The 22568-nt window shown below is 42.4% G+C and carries 12 protein-coding genes; all 12 read left to right on the plus strand.

Going from position 1 to position 22568, the window contains the following annotated elements; genetic code table 11:
- Positions 1 to 128 precede the first annotated feature (128 nt).
- The 12 genes from QFZ78_RS23440 to QFZ78_RS23495 all read left to right on the plus strand — a co-directional run bounded on the left by QFZ78_RS23440 (position 129) and on the right by QFZ78_RS23495 (position 22400).
- Entirely contained in the window at positions 129 to 2189 is a 2061-nt protein-coding gene (locus QFZ78_RS23440) for a DUF5693 family protein (protein ID WP_373461062.1), read from the plus strand.
- Positions 2165 to 3301: a polysaccharide pyruvyl transferase CsaB gene (gene csaB / locus QFZ78_RS23445; protein ID WP_307551117.1), complete on the plus strand. Its 1137-nt coding sequence runs from the start codon at positions 2165 to 2167 to the stop codon at positions 3299 to 3301. Before QFZ78_RS23440 ends, csaB begins: the two co-directional genes overlap by 25 nt.
- A 60-nt stretch (positions 3302 to 3361) precedes the next feature.
- Entirely contained in the window at positions 3362 to 4150 is a 789-nt protein-coding gene (locus tag QFZ78_RS23450) for a WecB/TagA/CpsF family glycosyltransferase (protein ID WP_307551119.1), read from the plus strand.
- Positions 4151 to 4282: 132 nt separating this feature from the next.
- Positions 4283 to 5392 carry a glycosyltransferase family 4 protein gene (locus QFZ78_RS23455; RefSeq protein WP_307551120.1) on the plus strand — a complete coding sequence of 370 codons (1110 nt, stop codon included), beginning with the start codon at positions 4283 to 4285 and terminating at the stop codon, positions 5390 to 5392.
- A 252-nt stretch (positions 5393 to 5644) separates the two neighbouring features.
- A complete protein-coding gene (locus tag QFZ78_RS23460) occupies positions 5645 to 9601 on the plus strand; it encodes an S-layer homology domain-containing protein (RefSeq protein ID WP_307551122.1) in 3957 nt (1318 codons plus the stop codon).
- A 226-nt stretch (positions 9602 to 9827) separates the two neighbouring features.
- Positions 9828 to 12689 (plus strand): S-layer homology domain-containing protein, encoded by a 2862-nt coding sequence (locus tag QFZ78_RS23465; protein ID WP_307551124.1) that lies wholly within the window; start codon positions 9828 to 9830, stop codon positions 12687 to 12689.
- Between the two features lie 246 nt (positions 12690 to 12935).
- A complete protein-coding gene (locus QFZ78_RS23470) occupies positions 12936 to 15803 on the plus strand; it encodes an S-layer homology domain-containing protein (RefSeq protein ID WP_307551125.1) in 2868 nt (955 codons plus the stop codon).
- A 327-nt stretch (positions 15804 to 16130) separates the two neighbouring features.
- Positions 16131 to 19316 (plus strand): S-layer homology domain-containing protein, encoded by a 3186-nt coding sequence (locus QFZ78_RS23475; protein WP_307551126.1) that lies wholly within the window; start codon positions 16131 to 16133, stop codon positions 19314 to 19316.
- Positions 19317 to 19404: 88 nt separating this feature from the next.
- On the plus strand, positions 19405 to 19950 hold the full coding sequence (locus QFZ78_RS23480; protein ID WP_307551128.1) for a hypothetical protein: 546 nt from the start codon (positions 19405 to 19407) through the stop codon (positions 19948 to 19950).
- A gap of 203 nt (positions 19951 to 20153) precedes the next feature.
- Positions 20154 to 20426 (plus strand): alpha/beta-type small acid-soluble spore protein, encoded by a 273-nt coding sequence (locus QFZ78_RS23485; RefSeq protein ID WP_029194931.1) that lies wholly within the window; start codon positions 20154 to 20156, stop codon positions 20424 to 20426.
- Positions 20427 to 20764: 338 nt separating this feature from the next.
- Positions 20765 to 21970 carry a methionine adenosyltransferase gene (metK, locus tag QFZ78_RS23490; RefSeq protein ID WP_307551131.1) on the plus strand — a complete coding sequence of 402 codons (1206 nt, stop codon included), beginning with the start codon at positions 20765 to 20767 and terminating at the stop codon, positions 21968 to 21970.
- Between the two features lie 190 nt (positions 21971 to 22160).
- Entirely contained in the window at positions 22161 to 22400 is a 240-nt protein-coding gene (locus tag QFZ78_RS23495) for a hypothetical protein (protein ID WP_307551133.1), read from the plus strand.
- Positions 22401 to 22568: the final 168 nt, after the last annotated feature.

The raw sequence follows: 22568 nt of genomic DNA on the forward strand, positions 1-22568 counted from the left end.
TCGTCTAATGAATAGATGGAAATTAAATCCGCATTCATTTGGCCTATTACCCGAGTAGGACCTGAAGGGGTTTTCGACTGTAAGTACATGCTTTACGAAGAAAGCTTTCTATTGGAAAGCTCTAAGGAGTGGACAATTTGGCACAATGGTATCAAACATGGAATAAACCTCTCAAAAATCTCCTATGGTGGCTCGTCATTATTGGAATGGTAGTCTCCCTTCCGCTAGCCTACACACGTCACCAAACGGAAACTTCGGCCAATCAAGTCGAGTTTGTTTTCGATTATCGTGATTTGTTGGATATTTCGGATATTCAGACGAATCCGCAGACTTTTGTCACTGAGCAGTTGAAGAATATGAAAGCAGCGGGCATTAGCTCAATGGCCGTGTATGAGAGTACACTAGCGGAGCTTAAAGAGAGCCGCCGCATCGAGGTATATAACTCTCGAGACGCTGCCGCACTTACCCAGACCTTGGGTGATCCTAATGAGAATTTTACTTACGTGCTGTTTGCAGACAGTGCCGCAAAGCAGAAGCTGGAGCCTTTGATTCAGAAAACGTTCGCGGATCTGAAGGTTGGCACGAAGCCGTGGAGTTTCAAAAATAGAAACGGACTCATCATCCAAATGAGCATGGACGATGCATCGATCAAGGGTATGGACCCAGACCCGATGACATTACAAATGCTGAAAGATCAAGGGTTCCAAATCGTGGTTCGTCTATCGAATCGCAGACCCTTTGTAACCAATGAAATGGATCGCCTGCTGAAGCAGCTCCATGATTTCGGCGTGAAGCGCATCATTGTCGATGGCAATGAAGTTCCGGGTTACACAGAAGAAAATACGGAAATTAACCTGAATAAAATGGCAGATCTTCTTAATAAGAACGGCATTGGCCTAGCAGCTATTGAGTTATTAAAAGAGCCGCAAAAAGGGTTCAGTACGCTAGCAAAGCAAACGAATTATAACGTCGTTCGACTGCATTCGTTCACAGAGAAAGACGGAGAAAAGTTAACGGAGCCGCTCAAAAAATCGGAACTGCAGGATCGTATTCAAGGTGTTGCGGATCGTTTAGTCCTTGCAGTGAAAGACCGCAATATCCGCATGGTTTTCTTGAATGCAAAGCCAGTAAAAAGCTTGGATAAAGGCAAATTAGTCGATCCGTTAGCAGCTTACTATGAAAGTTTGCAAGGAAAAGACGGCGCTATTCCACGCATCCAAGAAGTCGGGTTTACGCTTGGACAAGCAAAGCCATTTGACGTACAAACGACAGGATGGCAGAAAATCGCGCGCATCTTCATGCTGCTTGGCGGCGTTAGTTTAATCGTGCTGATGGCGTCTTTCTTCATACCGGAAGCCGTACTGCTCCTCTTCGTCTTAGGTATGCTTGGTTTTGTTGCTTTACATACACTTTCGGCTAATCTATACGCGCAAGGTCTTGCCTTAAGTACAGCCATCAGTGCACCGAGCATAGCGATCATGCTAGCCATTCGTTCCGTTCGTTCAGGAGCCGCAGCGAAATGGAAGTCAGGTCTTGCTTACGCTTTATGGACATTGGTTAAAACTTCTGCGATCTCGTTGATTGGTGTCGTTTACGAAGTGGCGCTTCTCAATCACGTTACGTATTTACTCGTGCTGCAGCAGTTCCGCGGCGTTGGTGTGCTGCATTTATTTCCCATCGCGATTGCAGGCGTGTATTTACTGTTTTTTAGCGAAAATAACACGTACAGGGATAAGATTACGAATGTTCGCCGTATTCTTTCTTCCTTTATCAGCGTGCTATGGATTGTAGTTGCGGGGGTAGCTTTAGCCGCTGTGTTCTACTACTTATCCCGTACTGGAAATGAAGGACAAGCTTCTACCGTGGAGAAATTATTCCGTTCCTTCTTGGAGAATACACTGGGCGTACGTCCGCGAACCAAAGAATTTTTGGTTGCACATCCTTTATTCCTGTTAGGCGCCTATTTGTCAGTTCGATATAGACATGCCGTCTATTTGATATTCATCGGAGTTATTGGGCAACTTTCTATTGTAGATACATTCGCTCACTTGCATACGCCGCTTCATATCTCTCTGATCCGTATAAGCTACGGCCTTGTGTTTGGCGCTTTGATTGGCCTCGTTCTGATTGCAGCTTGGGAAATAATCATTAGGAGTTGGAAACGATGGGTGCCACAGTTGTCAAAATAGCGCTATCCGGCTACTATGGCTTCGATAATAGCGGAGATGAAGCTGTGCTGCAATCGATTTTGTTTGCTTTGCAGGAGCAAGGTCGAGAGCAAGGATTACAAATTGAGCCTATCGTTCTTTCTGCAAATCCTGAGAAAACGTCAGCGATGTATGGGGTGAAGGCCTATCATCGGATGAAGCCTGGTTCGCTGTTTCGAGCTTTGCGTGAAGCCGATGGCTTGATTAGCGGCGGTGGCAGTTTATTGCAGGATGCCACAAGCTCGAAGACGATCCCTTATTATTTGGCTGTCTTGAAAATTGCGCAGTTGCTGGGCAAGCCAACTTTTATTTACTCGCAAGGCATCGGGCCGGTTAGCCGCCCTATGTTTTATGGCTGGATCCGCAGCGTGTTCCAGCGCTGCGCGTATGTCTCGGTCCGCGACACGGAGTCCGCGGAGCTGCTAGGGAAAATGCGGCTCCCGCGGGAACGCATCACGGTAGTGCCTGACCCGGTCATGGGCTTGCCGCTGCGCGGGACCGGTTCTGGTGGCGGCGCGTCGGACCTCGCGCCGGATGGTTTAGTCCGGACGGTCGGCGTGTCCGTCCGCTTCTGGAATGAGGACCGCTCGGAGCTGGAAGCTCTCTCGCGGTCCCTGCAAATGCTGCTCGCAGCCGATGCGAACGTGCGGCTGCGATTCTTGCCCTTCCACCTCCCCTCGGATGAGGTGGCGTCGCAGTACGTGATCGACCGGCTCGGCGATCACGGGTCCCGGGTGGAGATGGTGCGAGGCGTCACCCATCCGCAGGATATGCTCGCGCAGGTCGCGGAATGCGACCTGCTGATCGGGATGAGGCTGCATTCTTTGATTTATGCAGCCTCGCAGTTCGTGCCTATGGTAGGCATCTCGTACGATCCGAAGATCGACCAGTTCCTCCATAGGCTTGGTATGAAAGCCGCTGCATCGACAGCTCGCTTCGACGCGGATGCCTTTGCGGCCGAGGCGCAGCGCCTGCTGGCCGGCCGAGAGGCTTGGGCGGCGTCCAGCCGCGCCGCCATCGAAGAGCTCAAAGCGCAGGCTCAGCTTCCTGCGCAGCGCATCATTTCTTTTTATAAACAAAGAACGAACAAATAGGAAAGAATAAAAAAGCAACCAAAATCCGATTTCCAACGTCAATTAAAGGAAGAGATATCTATGAGTTCAACATCAACAACGATACAGTCTAAGGTCGCATCTGCGAACGCAATACCCAAAGTTCGCATCTACGGAGTACCCATCTCCAAAATGAGTATGGACCAAACCGTAGCTTACCTTACGAACGCTATTGAACAAAGACAACCCCATCAGGTCATTACCGCCAATCCCATTATGGTCATGGCTGCGCAAGATGATCCTGCTTATCTGAGCATGATGCAGCGCGCTGAACTCATCGTTCCTGATGGTACAGGTGTCGTCTGGGCAGCTAAATATGTAGGTGAGCCAGTTGTAGAACGGGTTCCCGGCTATGATTTGATCCATGAGCTGATGAAAGTCGGAGAGTCGAAAGGTTGGAAAGTATACTTACTTGGAGCTTCCAATGAGGTTATCCAAGCTGCAGCTGAGAAGCTTCGTACCGCCTATCCGCGGGTAAAGCTGGTTGGTGTACGTGACGGATATTTTAAAGACGAGCAGGATGCTGAAGTGATTCAAGATATCGTGGATGCAGCTCCGGACCTCCTATTCGTAGGAAGATCTGCTGCTAATCAAGAGCCTTGGATTGGGAAATACAAACAACAGATCGGTGTCCCGGTCATGATGGGTGTTGGGGGAAGTTTTGATGTTCTTTCGGGCAAGCTAAAACGAGCACCCGTTTTATTTCAAAAACTACGTCTTGAATGGTTTTACCGCCTGATGCAGGAGCCTTGGCGTTACAAACGAATGCTTCTACTCCCGAAATTCGCATTGAAAGTGATGCGTGACAAAGAAAAAGTCACCAAACCATGAGAATATTTATGAAAATTGGCTGAAAACGGTCATTTCAGATGAATTTAGCAGTGGTATTTGTGGGCAAATGGGAGTATAATTCATTTCGGCGGATTACCTGCCACCCAAGACAAGAGGAGCTGTGAAGAAGACATGTATGGATTATATGCGATTGGGTTTATCGCTGCGTGCTTAATGGCGCTGCTGCTGACACCCCTAGTCAAAAAATTTGCCTTCTGGGTAGGAGCCGTTGATGCCCCTAACCATCGTAAGGTACATACCCGAATAATGCCGCGTCTTGGAGGATTAGCGATATTCCTTGCATTCGTCGGAGCTTATTTCGTCGTCTCTCCAGCACTTGATGCCGTTAACTCCAATGCCGCATTTGGGTTGCTAATCGGAGGCTTTGTGATTGTCGTCACGGGTGCCTTGGATGATCGTTATCAACTATCTCCCAAATGGAAACTGCTCGGGCAACTGATTGCCGCTTGCATCGTTGTCTCCTTTGGTCTTAAGATCGAACTCGTTAACATTCCTTTCGGAACGACCAACCTGCCAATTGGCTGGCTAAGTATTCCGATTACGATATTATGGATCGTCGGTGTTTCCAATGCGATTAACTTGATTGACGGCCTAGATGGCTTGTCAGCGGGCGTGTCGGGTATTGCTACAACTACTATTCTAATTCTTGCTCTTATGATGGGTAATGTTACCGTAATTTTACTTTGTGTTATTTTACTAGGTAGTATCATAGGCTTCATGTTCTATAACTTCCATCCGGCCAAAATCTTCATGGGCGACTCCGGCGCCTTGTTCCTAGGCTTTGCCCTAGCAACACTATCGATTCTTGGCTTTAAGCAAGCAGCCGTTGTTTCACTTTTAATTCCTATTATGATTCTAGGCGTGCCCTTATCCGATACTTTCTTTGCAATCATGCGTCGTTACGTTAATAAATTACCGATCTCTGCACCGGATAAAAGCCATCTGCACCACTGTTTGCTGCAGCTCGGATTTAGTCATCGTACAAGCGTACTGATCATCTACGGAATTGCCTCCATCTTCGGCGGCAGCGCGGTGATCTGCTCAGTCTTTATCTCCCAAGATTCCACTTGGGGTCTTATCATGATCATCGTTGCTCTCTTTCTAGTTATGCTAGTCGGAGCAGAAGCTATTGGTATCATCAGTAAGAGCCGTAAACCGGTGCTGAACTTCCTTCAGAGGCTTGTAGGCAAGCAAGTTCAGAGCGATAGAATGGGCAAGTAAGCTATAAAATCGGAATCCAACCTTCGGGTTGGATTTTTTTTGCATTTTAGGATTTTTTTCTTTCTCTAAACATTTCCTTTGTTCCGACCGATAAGTAAAGTACGAGAACTTTTGTCTATTAGCCGCGTCTAATCATGTGGAATGATAGAAGAATATGGGAGGGATTGTCGAAATCTAGCAAGTAAAATGAAAGTTAATACTTATACTATGGCTAAACTAACAACATTTAGATTACATAAGGAGGAACTAGTTTTGAAAACCAAGCAAAAAAGAAATAAGTGGATTAGCATGAGCTTATTAATCACTATGCTACTAGCTCTGCTGCCCCCAATGACAGCCAGTGCAGCTTCTACCATTGTAATTAAGAATTTGTATACGGATACCACAAATGCGGGGACATCAACCGCCAGACCAACTGACGACACGTTAGTTACCCGTGTAACGCAACTTCCATTTTCTCTGAATGTAGAGACTACTAGTGTAACTGATTCCCAAATCCCATCCATATATTTTCAGATTACGAATATGAATTCAGGAATTGTAACAACAGAGAAAAATAATAAGGCTCAGTCTGCAGGTTCCAATCTAGTTAAGTTTGAAAATATCCAACTTACAGAAGGTTTAAATAAAGTTGTTGTATATCTCGGTGAGACCGATGCTCTTGCATCAGCTCCTGGTTGGCTGTACTATGCACCTACTACCAACCTATCTGATATTACGGTTAATAACATCCAGCTTGAAGAAGGCAAAATATATCCTGTAGATAGAGGCCCTTTGAAAGCGGGAACGACAGGTATTCAGATTAAGGCGAAAGCATCAAATGCTAGTGCTGTTCAAGCGACTTTGACAGGCGATAGCTTGGCGAAGCAAGGTTTTAAAAGCAATGACGGCTATTTCTATTTTACTGGAGATGACAAGAATAAGGCTTCGTCAACTTGTTCCTCGGTTACGAGCTTCTGTTTGAATCCAGGTGATAATATCGTAAGTTTTGTTGCTAGCAATGATACGAATAAGTATCAAGTTATCAAAAAGCTGTGGTATGACAATGGTCAACCATTTGCCTTCAATGGTAAAATTCAAGATACTGCTGATGCAACAACTGCTAAAGATTTAATTACAATACCGACTTTTAAAACAAGTGCTCTTACATTTACTTCAAGTGTCAAGAGTGATTATGATTCATCAGGAACATCTCTTCAGTATCGTTTTGTGGATGTAGCGGTAAATGATCAGATCGTAGCTGGAATCGATTTGGGTGTAGCGACTGTTCCCCCAACAACTGTTTCCGGTGTGACGTATTCTGCGTCAGCTGATAGTTCCCTGTCGCGAAGTGGCGAATATCGGGTTAAGAATTTAAGTATAAGTATCCCTAATATTCCCAGTTATGCAGCTAATGAGCAGCGCATAACGTTTACTTTCCGTGATATTGCGAATAGCTTGGCTCCAGTCACTAGTGAGTATAAATTTAAATACGTAGATCCAAATAATCCGTATATTGAAAAAGTAACGCAAACAAACGGCACCATTGAAAATGAACTTAGTTTAACTAATTCAAATGAAGTGAATGAGCTTCCAGCAGACCTGCATATTTATGCTAATGATAAAACCCTGTCAATTAAGACAAAAATTGATGGTGCTTACTATCCTAATAGTACACCTATTGTCGGGGTGTGGAACGCAACGACACAATTATATAAATACGATCTCAAGCTGCAAGGGATCAGCGATGGGAACAAGAAGTTAAGTATTGAACTTTATAATAATGTAGGCGGAACAGGTACACCGTACAGTACAGCGGAGTACAATTTAACGATAAGCAATGCCCCTTATGTTTTGATTAATAATGTTTCCAATAATATGTCGATCAAGAATATTAAGAATCTCACATGCTCTACGACGGAAGCTTGTATTTCTGGTCGTCTTGTGAACTTTTATCAAGACCCTGCCATTGCTCCAGCTGTACCGGTCAATAAAGTTGAAGTATTTATGAACGAGAAACTTGTGACGTTGAACTCAAATACAGCAGATGCTGATTTTAATCCAACAACTAATGTTTTTGTTCTCCCACTTGTTAACTTTGTAAATAATGTTCCTGCAGATCTTCCTAAGGTAATGGTTGAGGGTAAGAACACCCTTAGATTTAAGATTTATGTTAACAATGTCTTTATTACAGAACAAAGCTACGATATTTATTTATTTACAACGGATGCTCCGCAATTCACAGCAATCAAACCAGTTGAAAGTGGAACTGGTGGTACACAGTATATCGTTGGCAAAGATGCTGATACGTACTCAACCACTCAGCGTACGGTTTCTTTTAGTGGGTTGTTTACAAGCCTTGACGCTGCAGGAGCAGCATCAGCAATTAAGGCGTTGACTCTGGTCGTTCATACGAAGGATTCTAAAGGGGATGCCTTGGTTTATCAGCAGACGATTGGCAATAGTATTGCTGTTATTGATCAAACAGCAAATTCTAGAATTGTTACAGCAAGTGGAGGAGCGGATTACTTCACCGCCCTTAATAACGCCTTGAATAATCAAAACTTTACAACAACACAATTTAAGTTATTGGATGATACAGATGTCGTGTTTGAGTTCCGGATCACCAACAATTCTAATATTACATCAACCAAATCAATTACGATTACCAGACAAAATGTTCCTTACACAGTCGTTCAACCGCTGTTAGTTGAAAATGCTGATGGACAACTACAATCCAACATCAACAGTAATTTTTATAACATTATTATTGAAGCGGAAAATGCAGACAGAGTGCTATTTGGTAAAGAAGAAGCAACGAAGAGAACTGTATTGTCTGTAGATCAATACTTGTATCAAGCAATAGATTTGAAACCCGGTAAAAACCAGATTAAATTTACGATTTATCGAGGAACCACCAAAGTAGATGGGACGTTTATCCTTTTCAATACGAATACGAATGTGCAGGGTGCAGAGCTTTTGGAAGATATGAGCGCCAAGTTCAAACTCTTTAACGGAGGCTTGCAACTAACATTTCCAAAAGATGCGAAGCTGATGAGAAACAAGCCTGATAGCAACAATAATCAATACATCACGACAGGGCGCAAAATTTTATTTGGTATCGCTGATTCTGACGACGGCCGCGTTGATAAAACGTTGTATCCGACGGCAAATGGTTATTTTAAATCAAAAATAAGCGTAAAAGTACCGGAAGATACGTACCATCCCGCAAGTGATCTCTACTATATGGATGCTGGATTCATTCCTGCTCCAAATTCGACAACAACAACAGCAGAGGATCTGAAAAAAGGGCTAAATGGGACTGGTTATGATCCGTATGATGCTAGTAATTCAGGTAGGGCTTATTTCTATCGTTTGAATGACGAAATTGTGGTTCCTACACAAGAAGGATCATTAACCTTGAAGTTCGATCCATCAATTCGTCAAGATGCCGGTAAGTATATCACAGTATTCTTTTACGACATCTACGCAAATTATGCGAATACGACGGATTACGGATGGAAGAACCTTGGTGGAGTTGTAGATACTAAGAACAATACAATTACTGTTCCTTTCCAGAAGTTTGGATACTATCAAGTTATGTATATGGATCGCAGCTTTGATGATATGACAGGCCACTCTTTTGCTAGAAATGAGCTGGAAACACTCTATTCCAAAGGTGTCATGAAAGCTAAAACGACATTTTCCTTTGGACCGAACGATTCCATTACACGTGGTGAATTTGCTCAGATGCTAGTGAAAATCTTCAAGATTCCTTTGAACTACAGTGGAAACGGCACTTTCTCAGATGTGTTGAAAATTGATAATGCTGTTGGTATGCTTTACGATTATAAATATATCGAAACTGCAGCAAGAGCGGGAATTATTCGCGGACAAGCAAGTAATCGTTTTAATCCAGGCGGATCCATTACTCGGCAAGATGCGGCTGTTATGATTGCCCGAGCAGCAGAGATGAAATTAAACACAGACCTGAAGAAATCGTTAGTTTCCTTGCAAAAGACATTCACAGATGCTGATAATATCGAATCCTACTCAAGACCGTCCGTTGAAGCAGTTGCTAAAGCGGGTTTAATTGAAGGGATTCCTAATGCGGTAACAGCTGAACAGAAGAAAGAAACATTGCGTTTTGATCCAACTGAGTTACTTACACGAGCACAAGCTTCTATTATTGGCTATCGTGTAATGAAGCAACAAAAGATGGTTCCATAGAAATATGAATAATTCAAAAGCAGCTTGCCTTAAATGGCAAGCTGCTTTTTTGCAATTGGAAAATACTTATCAATGAAATTATGCATGCAGTCACGTATACTAATCCATGTAGCCAAGGTGATAGACGCGAAGCTACATAGAGTCATGCCTTGATTCAACTGTCGCCCCGTTGGTTATAAGTTTTTATAACAAAAACTTAAAAAATATTAGGAGGAAACAAACCTTTATGAAGAAAACACTATCCGTAGTTCTTACATCCGCTATGGCTCTTTCCATGTTCTCGTCCGTCGCATTTGGTAAAACATCTGCTGATTTCACAGACTTGAAAGACCTGGATGCAGCAACAAAAGTGAAATTTGATGCGATGATCACTGCTGGTATTTTTGACGGCGTGACAGAAACAACTTTCGGTCTGAAAGACGAAATGAACCGTGCACAATTCGCGAAAGTAGCGGCATTGATCATGGGTCTAGAAGTAAACAAAGACTTGAAAACATCGACATTCACTGACGTTAGTGTAACCGATGCAGCAAATGGTTATGCACTTCCTTACATCGAAGCTTTGAAAACAGCTGGCGTTACTGATGGCTATGCTGAAGGTCAATACAACCCGGCTGGTAAAGTAACAAAAGAACAACTCGCTACTTTCTTGGTTCGTGTTCTTGGTCAAGATGAAGTAGCTAAAGGCAAAACAGGTACAGACACAACGGTTTCTGGTTGGGCACAAGGCTATGTCGCTCTTGCACTTGAACTTAAACTTCTTTCCAACGGCACAGACGGTAAATTCGGTGGTATGACAAACGCAACTCGCGATCTGCTTGTGACCGGCGCATACGAAGCGAAACAACAATACGTACCAGCTGGTAAAGTATCTGTAACTGGTGCGAAAGCAACTGGCGTTCAACAAGTAACAGTAAGCTTTAACAAACCAGTAGATACAGCTAAAGCAAAAGTAGCGTTGAAAAAAGGTTCTGTTGATGTAGCAACAACAGCTAAATTTGCTGATGATAAGAAGTCCGTTGTATTAACGTTAACTAACGTAAAAGTAACAGAAGGCAGCTACACAGCTACGCTTTCCGGCCTTGATGCAGCAGGCGTTGATAAAACAACAGCAACTTTCACGGCTGAAAATGAAAAAGTAACGAAACTTAGCTTTGTCAATGCAGGCGAAAAAGTACCGCAAGTGAAAGATCTTGTTATTGAGCTCAAAGCTGAGAACCAATATGGTCAGAATGCTTCCTTGAATGGCAGCAACTATTCCGTATTCGGCTACACTGGTGCTACAGTAACTCGCAATGCAGATACGGGCTCACTGGAAGTTAAAGTAGATACAAGCAACAAAACAACGTACCCAACTGAAATCGGCGTATTGCCGCTGACCGTAAGCATGAATCAATCAGCTGTTTCCGTGTCCAAAACATTCAAAATTGGAACTGAGCAATTGACTTCCAAGGTTGAACTTGGAACAGTAGAATACGCAGCAGGGAAAACTGCGCTTTCGGCAGAGGGAGAAAAAGCAACAATCGCTATTACAAGATACGATCAATACGGATTTAAGATGGTTGCAGATGCGCCTACAACGACTGCACCTGTCATTACTCCAAATGACATGAACATTCTTGACAAAGCAGTGGTTGATAACAAATTGGTTATCACGGTTGCAGCGGGTAAAAAAGTAGAAAAATCCGGTGAATACACGGTAACTTACTACGATATGGGTGCTTCTGCAACTGCGAAAATCGCTTTGACTGCAGGAAGCGTTCCAACGAAACTGGAGTTCGGTTCTTATAACGGTGTTGTAGCAGAAGGCGATACGAATGCGAAGTACATCCCAATCGTAGCTTTTGACGCAGCAGGCAAGCAGCTTTCCGCACAAGATATCGTGGATAATGCAGACAGCATTAAATTTGCAGTATCGGGTGCAACGATAGCTACCGGTAGCGAAGTAACAAATGGTATCGTAAAATATGGCGAACACAAAGGTATGTTGAAATTGGGTGCGATTGAAGCTAAAGAGAGAGGCATTGTTTACTTGAACATGTCGATCTACAACGCAAACGTTCAAACACAAGCTCAGCTTCCATTGACAGTAGCAGCAGCTCGTACGCCTGAAAGTGCGGTACTATCTGGTTCTGAGCCAGCTAAGAAAGCATTGAAAGATGCAACGACAACGATGAAAGTGTTGGTGAAAGACCAATACGGCGAAACTCTAGATATGGTGCCAGATGGCTACACAGTGAACGTTAACGTTGATGGAACTTCTGCAGCAGTAACAGGTGTAACAGCAGGCAACGTAACCGATTTGAAAGCAGCTCTTAACGATAAAGAAATTACATTTACTGCAAATACTGCAGGTAAAACAACATTGGAAGTTTCGATCAAAAAAGGAGCTGTTGAAGTCTCCCCTGTTCTAAAAAGAACAGTAGAAGTAATTAGCAGCACAGACCTGACTTACAATGCGAAAGCATTGAGTGATATGTTTGCAATTCAAACGAATGATGTAGCGAAAGAAGACTTTGAAGATGCTACGACAAGCAAGTTCGCTAAAACAGTAGAAGTTGCAGTGACAGATAAGTCCGGTGACACGGTTGCTGTACCAGCAGCAATGAAAGCTGTTAAAACAGCTTCCTCTTCCGACATTAGCATTGCAACGGTAACTCCTGACGGTAAAGTGTTGGGTCAACGAGCAGGTAAAGCAACGATTACCGCGGTTGTATCCAAAGCTAATGGCGAAACACAAGCCTTCACGTATGAGGTTAACGTCAAAGCAGATGCGCCTGCCGTAGCGACACTAACAGCTAATGACAACGTCGTTTACAGTGCAATCCCAGTTGCTGAAATGATTAATGTTAAAGTTGTAGACAACTATGGTATTGAGTACAAATTGGCTGAAATTGCGACTTACCAAAACTTCTTGGGAGTTCAATACATCATTTCCGATGTAAAAGTTGAAGGAACAGGAACAGGGACAGCAACATTCAACTCTTCAACTGGCAAAATCGATATAGTAGGAAACGTAAAAGAGTTCGTTGTGAAAACAATTTCCAACAATGGCAAAACAACAACGACGCACGTAACTAAAAACTAATAGCTCGCTTTAAACAAGAGACCCCAAGAGGTCTCTTGTTTTTTATAACATTGACTTGGAAAAATCTTATCAATGAAAATAAGTATAGACTCACGTATACTAAGTTTGTAGCCAAGGTGATAGACGAAAAGATACACAGGAGTCTATCAGAATCATATATCTTTTGCGAAGATTCAACTGTCGCTCGTTGGTTATAAGTTTTTATAACAAAAAAACTTTCATATTATTAGGAGGAAACAAACCTTTATGAAGAAAACACTATCCGTAGTTCTTACATCCGCTATGGCTCTTTCCATGTTCTCGTCCGTCGCATTTGGTAAAACATCTGCTGACTTTACAGACTTGAAAGACCTGGATGCAGCAACAAAAGTGAAATTCGATGCGATGATCACTGCTGGTATTTTTGACGGCGTGACAGAAACAACTTTCGGTCTGAAAGACGAAATGAACCGTGCACAATTTGCGAAAGTAGCGGCATTGATCATGGGTCTGGAAGTAAACAAAGACTTGAAAACATCGACATTCACTGACGTTAGTGTAACCGATGCAGCAAATGGTTATGCACTTCCTTACATCGAAGCTTTGAAAACAGCTGGCGTTACTGATGGCTATGCTGAAGGTCAATACAACCCGGCTGGTAAAGTAACAAAAGAACAACTCGCTACTTTCTTGGTTCGTGTTCTTGGTCAAGATGAAGTAGCTAAAGGCAAAACAGGTACAGACACAACGGTTTCTGGTTGGGCACAAGGCTATGTCGCTCTTGCACTTGAACTTAAACTTCTTTCCAACGGCACAGACGGTAAATTCGGTGGTATGACAAACGCAACTCGCGATCTGCTTGTGACCGGCGCATACGAAGCGAAACAACAATACGTACCAGCTGGTAAAGTATCTGTAACTGGTGCGAAAGCAACTGGCGTTCAACAAGTAACAGTAAGCTTTAACAAACCAGTAGATACAGCTAAAGCAAAAGTAGCGTTGAAAAAAGGTTCTGTTGATGTAGCAACAACAGCTAAATTTGCTGATGATAAGAAGTCCGTTGTATTAACGTTAACTAACGTAAAAGTAACAGAAGGCAGCTACACAGCTACGCTTTCCGGCCTTGATGCAGCAGGCGTTGATAAAACAACAGCAACTTTCACGGCTGAAAATGAAAAAGTAACGAAACTTAGCTTTGTCAATGCAGGCGAAAAAGTACCGCAAGTGAAAGATCTTGTTATTGAGCTCAAAGCTGAGAACCAATATGGTCAGAATGCTTCCTTGAATGGCAGCAACTATTCCGTATTCGGCTACACTGGTGCTACAGTAACTCGCAATGCAGATACGGGCTCACTGGAAGTTAAAGTAGATACAAGCAACAAAACAACGTACCCAACTGAAATCGGCGTATTGCCGCTGACCGTAAGCATGAATCAATCAGCTGTTTCCGTGTCCAAAACATTCAAAATTGGAACTGAGCAATTGACTTCCAAGGTTGAACTTGGAACAGTAGAATACGCAGCAGGGAAAACTGCGCTTTCGGCAGAGGGAGAAAAAGCAACAATCGCTATTACAAGATACGATCAATACGGATTTAAGATGGTTGCAGATGCGCCTACAACGACTGCACCTGTCATTACTCCAAATGACATGAACATTCTTGACAAAGCAGTGGTTGATAACAAATTGGTTATCACGGTTGCAGCGGGTAAAAAAGTAGAAAAATCCGGTGAATACACGGTAACTTACTATGATATGGGTGCTTCTGCAACTGCGAAAATCGCTTTGACTGCAGGAAGCGTTCCAACGAAACTGGAGTTCGGTTCTTATAACGGTGTTGTAGCAGAAGGCGATACGAATGCGAAGTACATCCCAATCGTAGCTTTTGACGCAGCAGGCAAGCAGCTTTCCGCACAAGATATCGTGGATAATGCAGGCAGCATTAAATTTGCAGTATCGGGTGCAACGATAGCTACCGATAGCGAAGTAACAAATGGTATCGTAAAATATGGCGAACACAAAGGTATGTTGAAATTAGGCGCGATTGAAGCTAAAGAGAGAGGCATTGTTTACTTGAATATGTCGATCTACAACGCAAACGTTCAAACACAAGCTCAGCTTCCATTGACAGTAGCAGCAGCTCGTACGCCTGAAAGTGCGGTACTATCTGGTTCTGAGCCAGCTAAGAAGGCATTGAAAGATGCAACGACAACGATGAAAGTGTTGGTGAAAGACCAATACGGCGAAACTCTAGATACGGTGCCAGTTGGCTACACAGTGAACGTTAACGTTGATGGAACTTCTGCAGCAGTAACAGGCGTAACAGCAGGCAACGTTACCGATTTGAAAGCAGATCTTAACGATAAAGAAATTACATTTACTGCAAATACTGCAGGTAAAACAACATTGGAAGTTTCGATCAAAAAAGGAGCAGTTGAAGTCTCCCCTGTTCTAAAAAGAACAGTAGAAGTAATTAGCAGCACAGACCTGACTTACAATGCGAAAGCATTGAGTGATGTGTTTGCAATTCAAACAAATGATGTAGCGAAAACTGGCGACTTTGCAGATGCTACGAAAAGCCTATTCGCTAAAACAGTAGAAGTTGCAGTGACAGATAAGTCCGGTGACACGGTTGCTGTACCAGCAGCAATGAAAGCTGTTAAAACAGCTTCCTCTTCCGACATTAGCATTGCAACGGTAACTCCTGACGGTAAAGTATTGGGTCAACGAGCAGGTAAAGCAACGATTACCGCGGTTGTATCCAAAGCTAATGGCGAAACACAAGCCTTCACGTATGAAGTTAACGTCAAAGCAGATGCGCCTGCCGTAGCGACACTAACAGCTAATGACAACGTCGTTTACAGTGCAAGCCAAACAGTTGCTGAAATGATTAATGTTAAAGTTGTAGACAACTATGGTATTGAGTACAAATTGGCTGAAATTGCGACTTACCAAAACTTCTTGGGAGTTCAATACATCATTTCCGATGTAAAAGTTGAAGGAACAGGAACAGGGACAGCAACATTCAACTCTTCAACTGGCAAAATCGATATAGTAGGAAACGTAAAAGAGTTCGTTGTGAAGACAATTTCCAACAATGGCAAAACAACAACGACGCACGTAACTAAAAACTAACAGCTCGCTTTCAAGAGACCCTTCGGGGTCTCTTTTGCTTTTAAATTCATGAATTCAATAGGAAAATATTAGATTGGAATTTTTTTTCGCCAGAACGCAACTTTTTTGAACTCTATGCGTTTAATACTTTGAAAGCAAAAACAGTTACATAAATTCCTTCGTATTGAAAATAATTCTTTACGACGCTATTCGACCAATGTATAATGTAAATTGGTGTGGGTGTCTATTTTTCTAATTTAAGTTTACTAGTTTCCAATGCAGCCACTAGAGCTGCACGCGAACTTAGTTATATTATGCTCTAACTCTGGAAAGGGGGTGAACCAAACAATGAGTAAATCGAGCTCAAATATTGTTAGATTCAACCTAAAAAATAAAACCAAAGATATTCAAGGAGGAGAAAAAAAGGTTATGAAAAAAAGTTTATCAGTAATTCTTTCCACAGCAATGGCATTATCCATGTTTTCTTCCGTAGCATTCGGTAAAACATCCGCTGACTTCACAGATCTTAAAGATCTTGACGCAGCTACAAAAGCGAAATTCGATGCATTGATCAGCGCAGGTATTTTTGATGGAGTGAGCGAAACTACATTTGGTCTTAAAGACGAAATGAACCGCGCTCAATTCGCAAAAGTTGCAGCTTTGATCACTGGTATCGAAGTAAACAAAGATCTTAAAACTTCCAGCTTCTCCGATGTTAAAGTTGATGACGCAGCTAATGGCTACGCACTTCCTTTCATCGAAGCTTTGAAAACTGCTGGTATCACTGATGGCTATGCTGAAGGTCAATACAACCCAGCTGGTAAAGTTACAAAAGAACAACTTGCTACTTTCTTGGTTCGCGTACTGGGTAAAGATGCTGAAGCAAAAGCAAAAACAGGTACTGATACAACTGTTTCTGGTTGGGCACAAGGCTATGTAGCATTGGCTCTTGAATTGAAACTTCTTCCTGCAGGCGCTGATGGTAAATTCGGTGGTCAAGCTAATGCAACTCGCGACCTTCTTTTGACTGGTGCTTATGAAGCGAAAGCTCAATACGTGGCTCCAGGTAAAGTTGCTGTAACTGAAGCAAAAGCAACTGGCGCTCAAAAAGTAACAGTAACATTCAACAAACCAGTTGACACTGCTAAAGCTACTTTGACTTTGAAAAAAGGTTCTGTTGATGTAGGCGTTACAACAGTGTTTGCTGATGACAAAAAATCCGCAGTATTGACTTTGAAAGACAATGCTAAAATCGGAGATGCTGAATACACAGTAACTTTAGCAGGTTTGGATGCTGATTCCGTTGCTACTGCAACAGCTAAATTTACGGGTACAGTTGAAGTTGTAAAATCAATCGGTTTTGGTGAAGCTAACGATACAATTGCTCAATCCAAAAAAGCTAGAGTAAAAGTTATTGCTAAAAACCAATACGATGAGAGTGTAACACTTTCAGCTAGTAACTTTACAGTTACAACATCTGGATTTGACAGCAGCATTACAAAAGACAACACTGGAGCATTGGTTATAACGATCGACACTACGACAACAACTGGTGCAGGTGCTGTAGCAACAACTCCAGGTTTAACTATGATTCCTGTATACGTATACGAGAACGATTCCCGTGTATCTGCACAAAAAACATTTAAATTGGGTACACAACCTTTCGTATCCAAAGTTGAATTTGGAACTGTTAAGTATGCTGATGGTAAAACGGCAATTGCTTCTACAGGTGATGTTGCTACAATTCCTGTAACACAGTTCGATCAATACGGAAATCCTGTTGCAGAAGATTCAGCGGCAATTTCGAATGTAAACTTGATCGTTGCTCCATACTCTGACAAAATTAAAGCAGAGTACGATGATTTCGATAATGACAACTTTGGTGAAGTTCGTGTATCCTTGGCTGGTCGTGTTGAGAAATCAGATGATTATAACATTACAATCTATGCTGGTTCTTCAACTGCTACAACAAAAGTAGCTGTGAAATCCGCTAAGCTTGCTGTAAAAGTTGGATTTGCTGACTTCACTAAAGTATTAGCTGAAGGCGATCAAATCGACCAATATGTACCTATCGAAGCATTCGATGCTGACGGTAACAAATTGACAGCAGATGAGATTGTTGATGCACAAAACAGTCAACAAATCAAAGTATCAGGAACTAACGTTTCCCTAGTTAAAGCTGGTGTTGAAGGGCCTGTTGAAATTCAAACAACTGGCGAGCACAAAGGTAAAATTCATTTGAATAGAGTAAAAGGCCAATCAGGTAGCCAAGCATATTTCACTGCTTACATTGCTACTGCTGGTGCTAATAGCTATGCTAATAAATCCATCAAAATTGAGAAAGTTCGTACTCCGGACGGTTTCAAAGTTGATACAGCTGCAAACACTAAAGGTGTATTGAACACTGGTGATGATTTCAAAATCTTCATAATTGACCAATATGGCGAAAAAATCTCTGGTGTTCCAGCTGGTGTAACTTACCAAGAGAATGGTGTTCCAGTAACATACTCTGTATATGTTCAAGCTACAGAAACTAGAAGTGCTGCTGCCAATGCAACTAACCTAGTAATTACTGGTCAGGCTACTAATACTCATACTGGAGCTACTTATGCTACTGGTATTGCTGGTGGAGCTGATAAAACTTATACACAAGCACAATTTGGACTATTTAACAATGGTTTCAATTTCACAACTAACCCAGAGGCGACTACAGGTCTAACACCTGCTGCTCGACTTGCTGCATCTGGTAATGGCGGTAAAATTGAGTTTAAAGCTGTCCTTCAAAAGAATATTAATGGAGAAACTGTTACTGGTGGCGGTTTGAAATGGAGAGATGTTAACTCCATTAGCAGAAGCTACATCAATGCTGATGCTGCAACAGAAGAGTTGACTTACTCCTTGAATGCAATTGGCGAACTTTTTGCGGCAAAAGATAGCGGTATCCTTGATGCTGCTCAGAAAATAACTGATACTGGAACTGTAGCTAAGAAAGTTGCTGTTACAGCGAAGGATGCTTCAGGAGCTACCGTATCATTGCCAAATGACCGTATCGTATCTGTAACAAGCTCCAGCTATGATGTTGCAGTAGCTAATGTTGGTGTAACAACAACAACTGGTTGGGTACTTGGTAACAAAGCAGGTACAGCTAAAATTAATGTTATCTACAAAACAGCTAAAGATGAGCAAAAACAAGCATCACTTGATGTAACTGTTAAAACAGATGCTGTAACTGTTGCTACTTTGACTGCTGATGCAAGCAAATCTACTGTTGTTGGAACTACTCAAGCTGCTACATTGATGAATCTAAAAGCAGTTGATAACTATGGCATTGAGTACAAAGATGCTAAAGTTGGACAATTCTACAATCTGATTGGTGTAGCATTCATTATTGAAGATTCAAGCAACCCAGGAATTACTGTTGACACTAAAACAGGTGTAGTTACTGGTGCTGCAGCAAATGATACTTTCACATTGAAAGCATACGCTGCTAATGGAAAATCCGTAACAACATTTGTAACTATTACTACTCCATAATAGTAGGAAATAAATTTATAAGTATGTAACAAAAAGTGACCCATTTGGGTCTCTTTTTGTTTTAAAAATTAAAAAGAAGGTGGATACAGTGAAGTATAAGATGTTTTTAATATCTGTAGTATTAATCTCAATTTCCTTTAATCTATTTTCACACTCTCAAGCCGAAGCTCCAACCCCCGGCTCGTCCACCGACCCGGTGATCACAAAGAGCTACTTCGATCAGAACACCTTAAGCGAAGCAAAGGTGAAGGAGCTTGTCGCCTCCGCGATCGCGGCCAATGCTGGCGCAGGCCAGCCTAGCGGAAGTAACGGAGGCACGGGCACTTCCACGCCAGCGACAATGAAGGTTGTCCAATTGCAAAATGGACAAACGCTTTACGCCGGTGCTGGCGCCGAGTTTATCGTGCGAACTGGCAGGGTACTCGCCGTGAGCAACGATGAAAATGGCATCCCGGATGTAACGGGAGGCAAAGATCTTTCAGTGGGGACGGAAGTCGCGCTGAATCATCTTTTGATCTTCCCGGCCGAGGGCCGTGGTATTAAGTCATCGCCTAAGAATACGGCGGACATCTTTGTCATGGTACGCGGAAGCTATTTATTGTTGAATGCCGACGGAAGTAAGGTTGCTCAATAAAGTTTTTTGCAAATTTTAAAACTAAAATGTTTGTTCATTTGGTCGTATTTCAATAAAACTCTTCTCCATAATTTTACCCAATCTGACAAGTTCTTATGCGGTTCGACTTCAGGAATCTAGCCATACTAGTGATGTACTCACATCATCGGCAATTGCTTATGGAGTGTCGTAATCACAACAAAAACTCTAAGGAGGCGTTTGTTATGGCTAGAAACAATAATAAAGTGGTTCCTGAATCGAAAAAGGCATTAGATATTTTAAAGTATGAGATTGCTGCTGAATTGGGTTTGCCTGTCGGTAAACAAATGTCGCTTCATGCGGATACGGAGTTTGCGACAGAATTGGGTTCGATTCCTTCCTCTTCAATGAAAGAAGACTACTGGGGACATATCTCATCGCGAGATGCAGGAGCAGTAGGGGGAACGATTACTAAAAGACTGATTCAGAAAGCAGAAGAAGCACTATTTTCTTTATAGATTTTCGTGATTATTCATAATTTCTTCACGGTTTGCTGCATTGACACTAGACGACAAATGACGTAAGATAACTAATTGAAGGTCAATATTTAATTTAACCTTTTCCAATCGGGAAAGGTTCATTTTTTTGTTGTCTTTATTCATGATTACTGGATTTACTGTTTGATTCTAATTTTTACCATTGCGGAATTCAAGGATCTTGTTAGCGCTTGAGCGCAAAAGAGGGATTCCGTTTGGCGTGAAAAGCTGCCGCTAAAGCCGGGCCCACTTTTTTTCATATAGAGGCATCGTGTAGAAGCTTTTCAAACATACTAAATGATATTAGGAGGATGAATGATATGGCGCAAGTACGTGGACGTCGTTTATTTACATCCGAATCCGTAACAGAAGGTCATCCGGATAAAATTTGTGACCAAATTTCTGACTCGGTATTGGATGCATTTCTTGCCAATGATCCGAATGCTCGTGTAGCATGTGAGGTATCTGTAGCAACTGGTTTGGTTTTGGTAATCGGTGAGATTACTTCAAGCTCTGAATATGTTGATATTCAAGCGATCGCTAGACAAACAATTAAGGATATTGGTTATACGCGTGCGAAGTATGGTTTTGACTCCCAAACTTGTGCGGTTCTCGTTTCTTTGAATGAACAATCCCCTGACATTGCACAAGGTGTTAACAGAGCCCTTGAAGCAAGAGAAGGTTCGATGTCTGATGAGGAAATTGACGCAATCGGTGCTGGTGACCAAGGTCTGATGTTCGGATTCGCGGTTAACGAAACGCCTGAGCTTATGCCTCTTCCAATCTCGATTTCTCACCAATTGGCTCGTCGTTTGACGGAAGTTCGTAAAAATGGAACTCTTCCATACCTGCGTCCGGACGGTAAAACACAAGTAACTGTTGAGTATGTAGATGATAAACCAGTTCGTGTTGATGCAATTGTTGTATCTACACAGCACGGTGAAGAAGTTACTTTGGAGCAAATTCAAAAAGATATCAAAGAACACGTTATTAACCCAATCGTTCCTGCTCACTTGTTGGATGCGAACACAAACTATTTCATTAACCCAACTGGCCGTTTCGTTATTGGCGGACCTCAAGGGGATGCTGGTTTGACAGGCCGTAAAATCATCGTTGATACATACGGTGGTTACGCTCGTCACGGCGGCGGCGCGTTCTCTGGTAAGGATCCAACGAAAGTTGACCGTTCCGGTGCTTATGCAGCGCGTTATGTTGCGAAAAACATTGTAGCAGCTGGACTTGCTGAAAAATGTGAAGTTCAATTAGCTTATGCAATTGGTGTAGCTCGTCCAGTGTCCATTGCTGTGGATACTTTTGGTACAGGTAAAGTAAGTGAGGAGAAGCTTGTTGAGCTGATCCACACTAACTTCGACCTTCGTCCAGCGGGCATCATTAAAGAGCTTGACCTGCGTCGCCCAATCTATCGTCAAACAGCTGCTTATGGTCACTTCGGCCGTAATGATCTGGATGTTCCTTGGGAGCGTACAGATAAAGCTGAGTCTTTGAAAACACAAGCATTGGTTTAAAATTAATGAAAGTCGTCCTTATTGGGCGACATTTTTGCATTTTGTGACAACTAAAAATTGCAATGAAACCAGAACGTATGTTTGCTTAAGCTCTATTTTATGGTATAATATATATGTAGCCGGAAAATGCATGAGGGTCAATTATTATGGTATAATCGTAAAACAGAATTAAGTAAATGGATCGGGAGTGATGATGTTGGATAATGACTTGAAAGAAGCATTAACCGCATTACTTAGGGCTGAATTATCACCAGTGATAGACAGATTAGACAGAATGGAATTGGAACAAGCTCAAATAAAGCAAGCTGTATTGGAAACCAATGAAACGGTGAAAAGGATGGAGCTTATTCAAGAGCAGCAGCATACGATTATCGAACTATTATCCGCTAGGTCGATTGAGCAAGAAGCTAAGCTTAAATGGTCTAAATAAAATATCAAGTATCTCAAGCAGAGAGCAGATCCGAGTAGGGTTTACTCTCTCTTTTTTTATGTTCTGTTTTCTATCCCTTTTTTGACGTATAAATACAACTTCTCTCAGATCGTAACTTTTTCACTAGTTTAAGAGTCTATATAGATATCCGAAAAGATAGATACTAGA

It is taken from the genome of Paenibacillus sp. V4I5 (genome assembly GCF_030817255.1).
GTDB lineage: Bacteria > Bacillota > Bacilli > Paenibacillales > NBRC-103111 > Paenibacillus_E.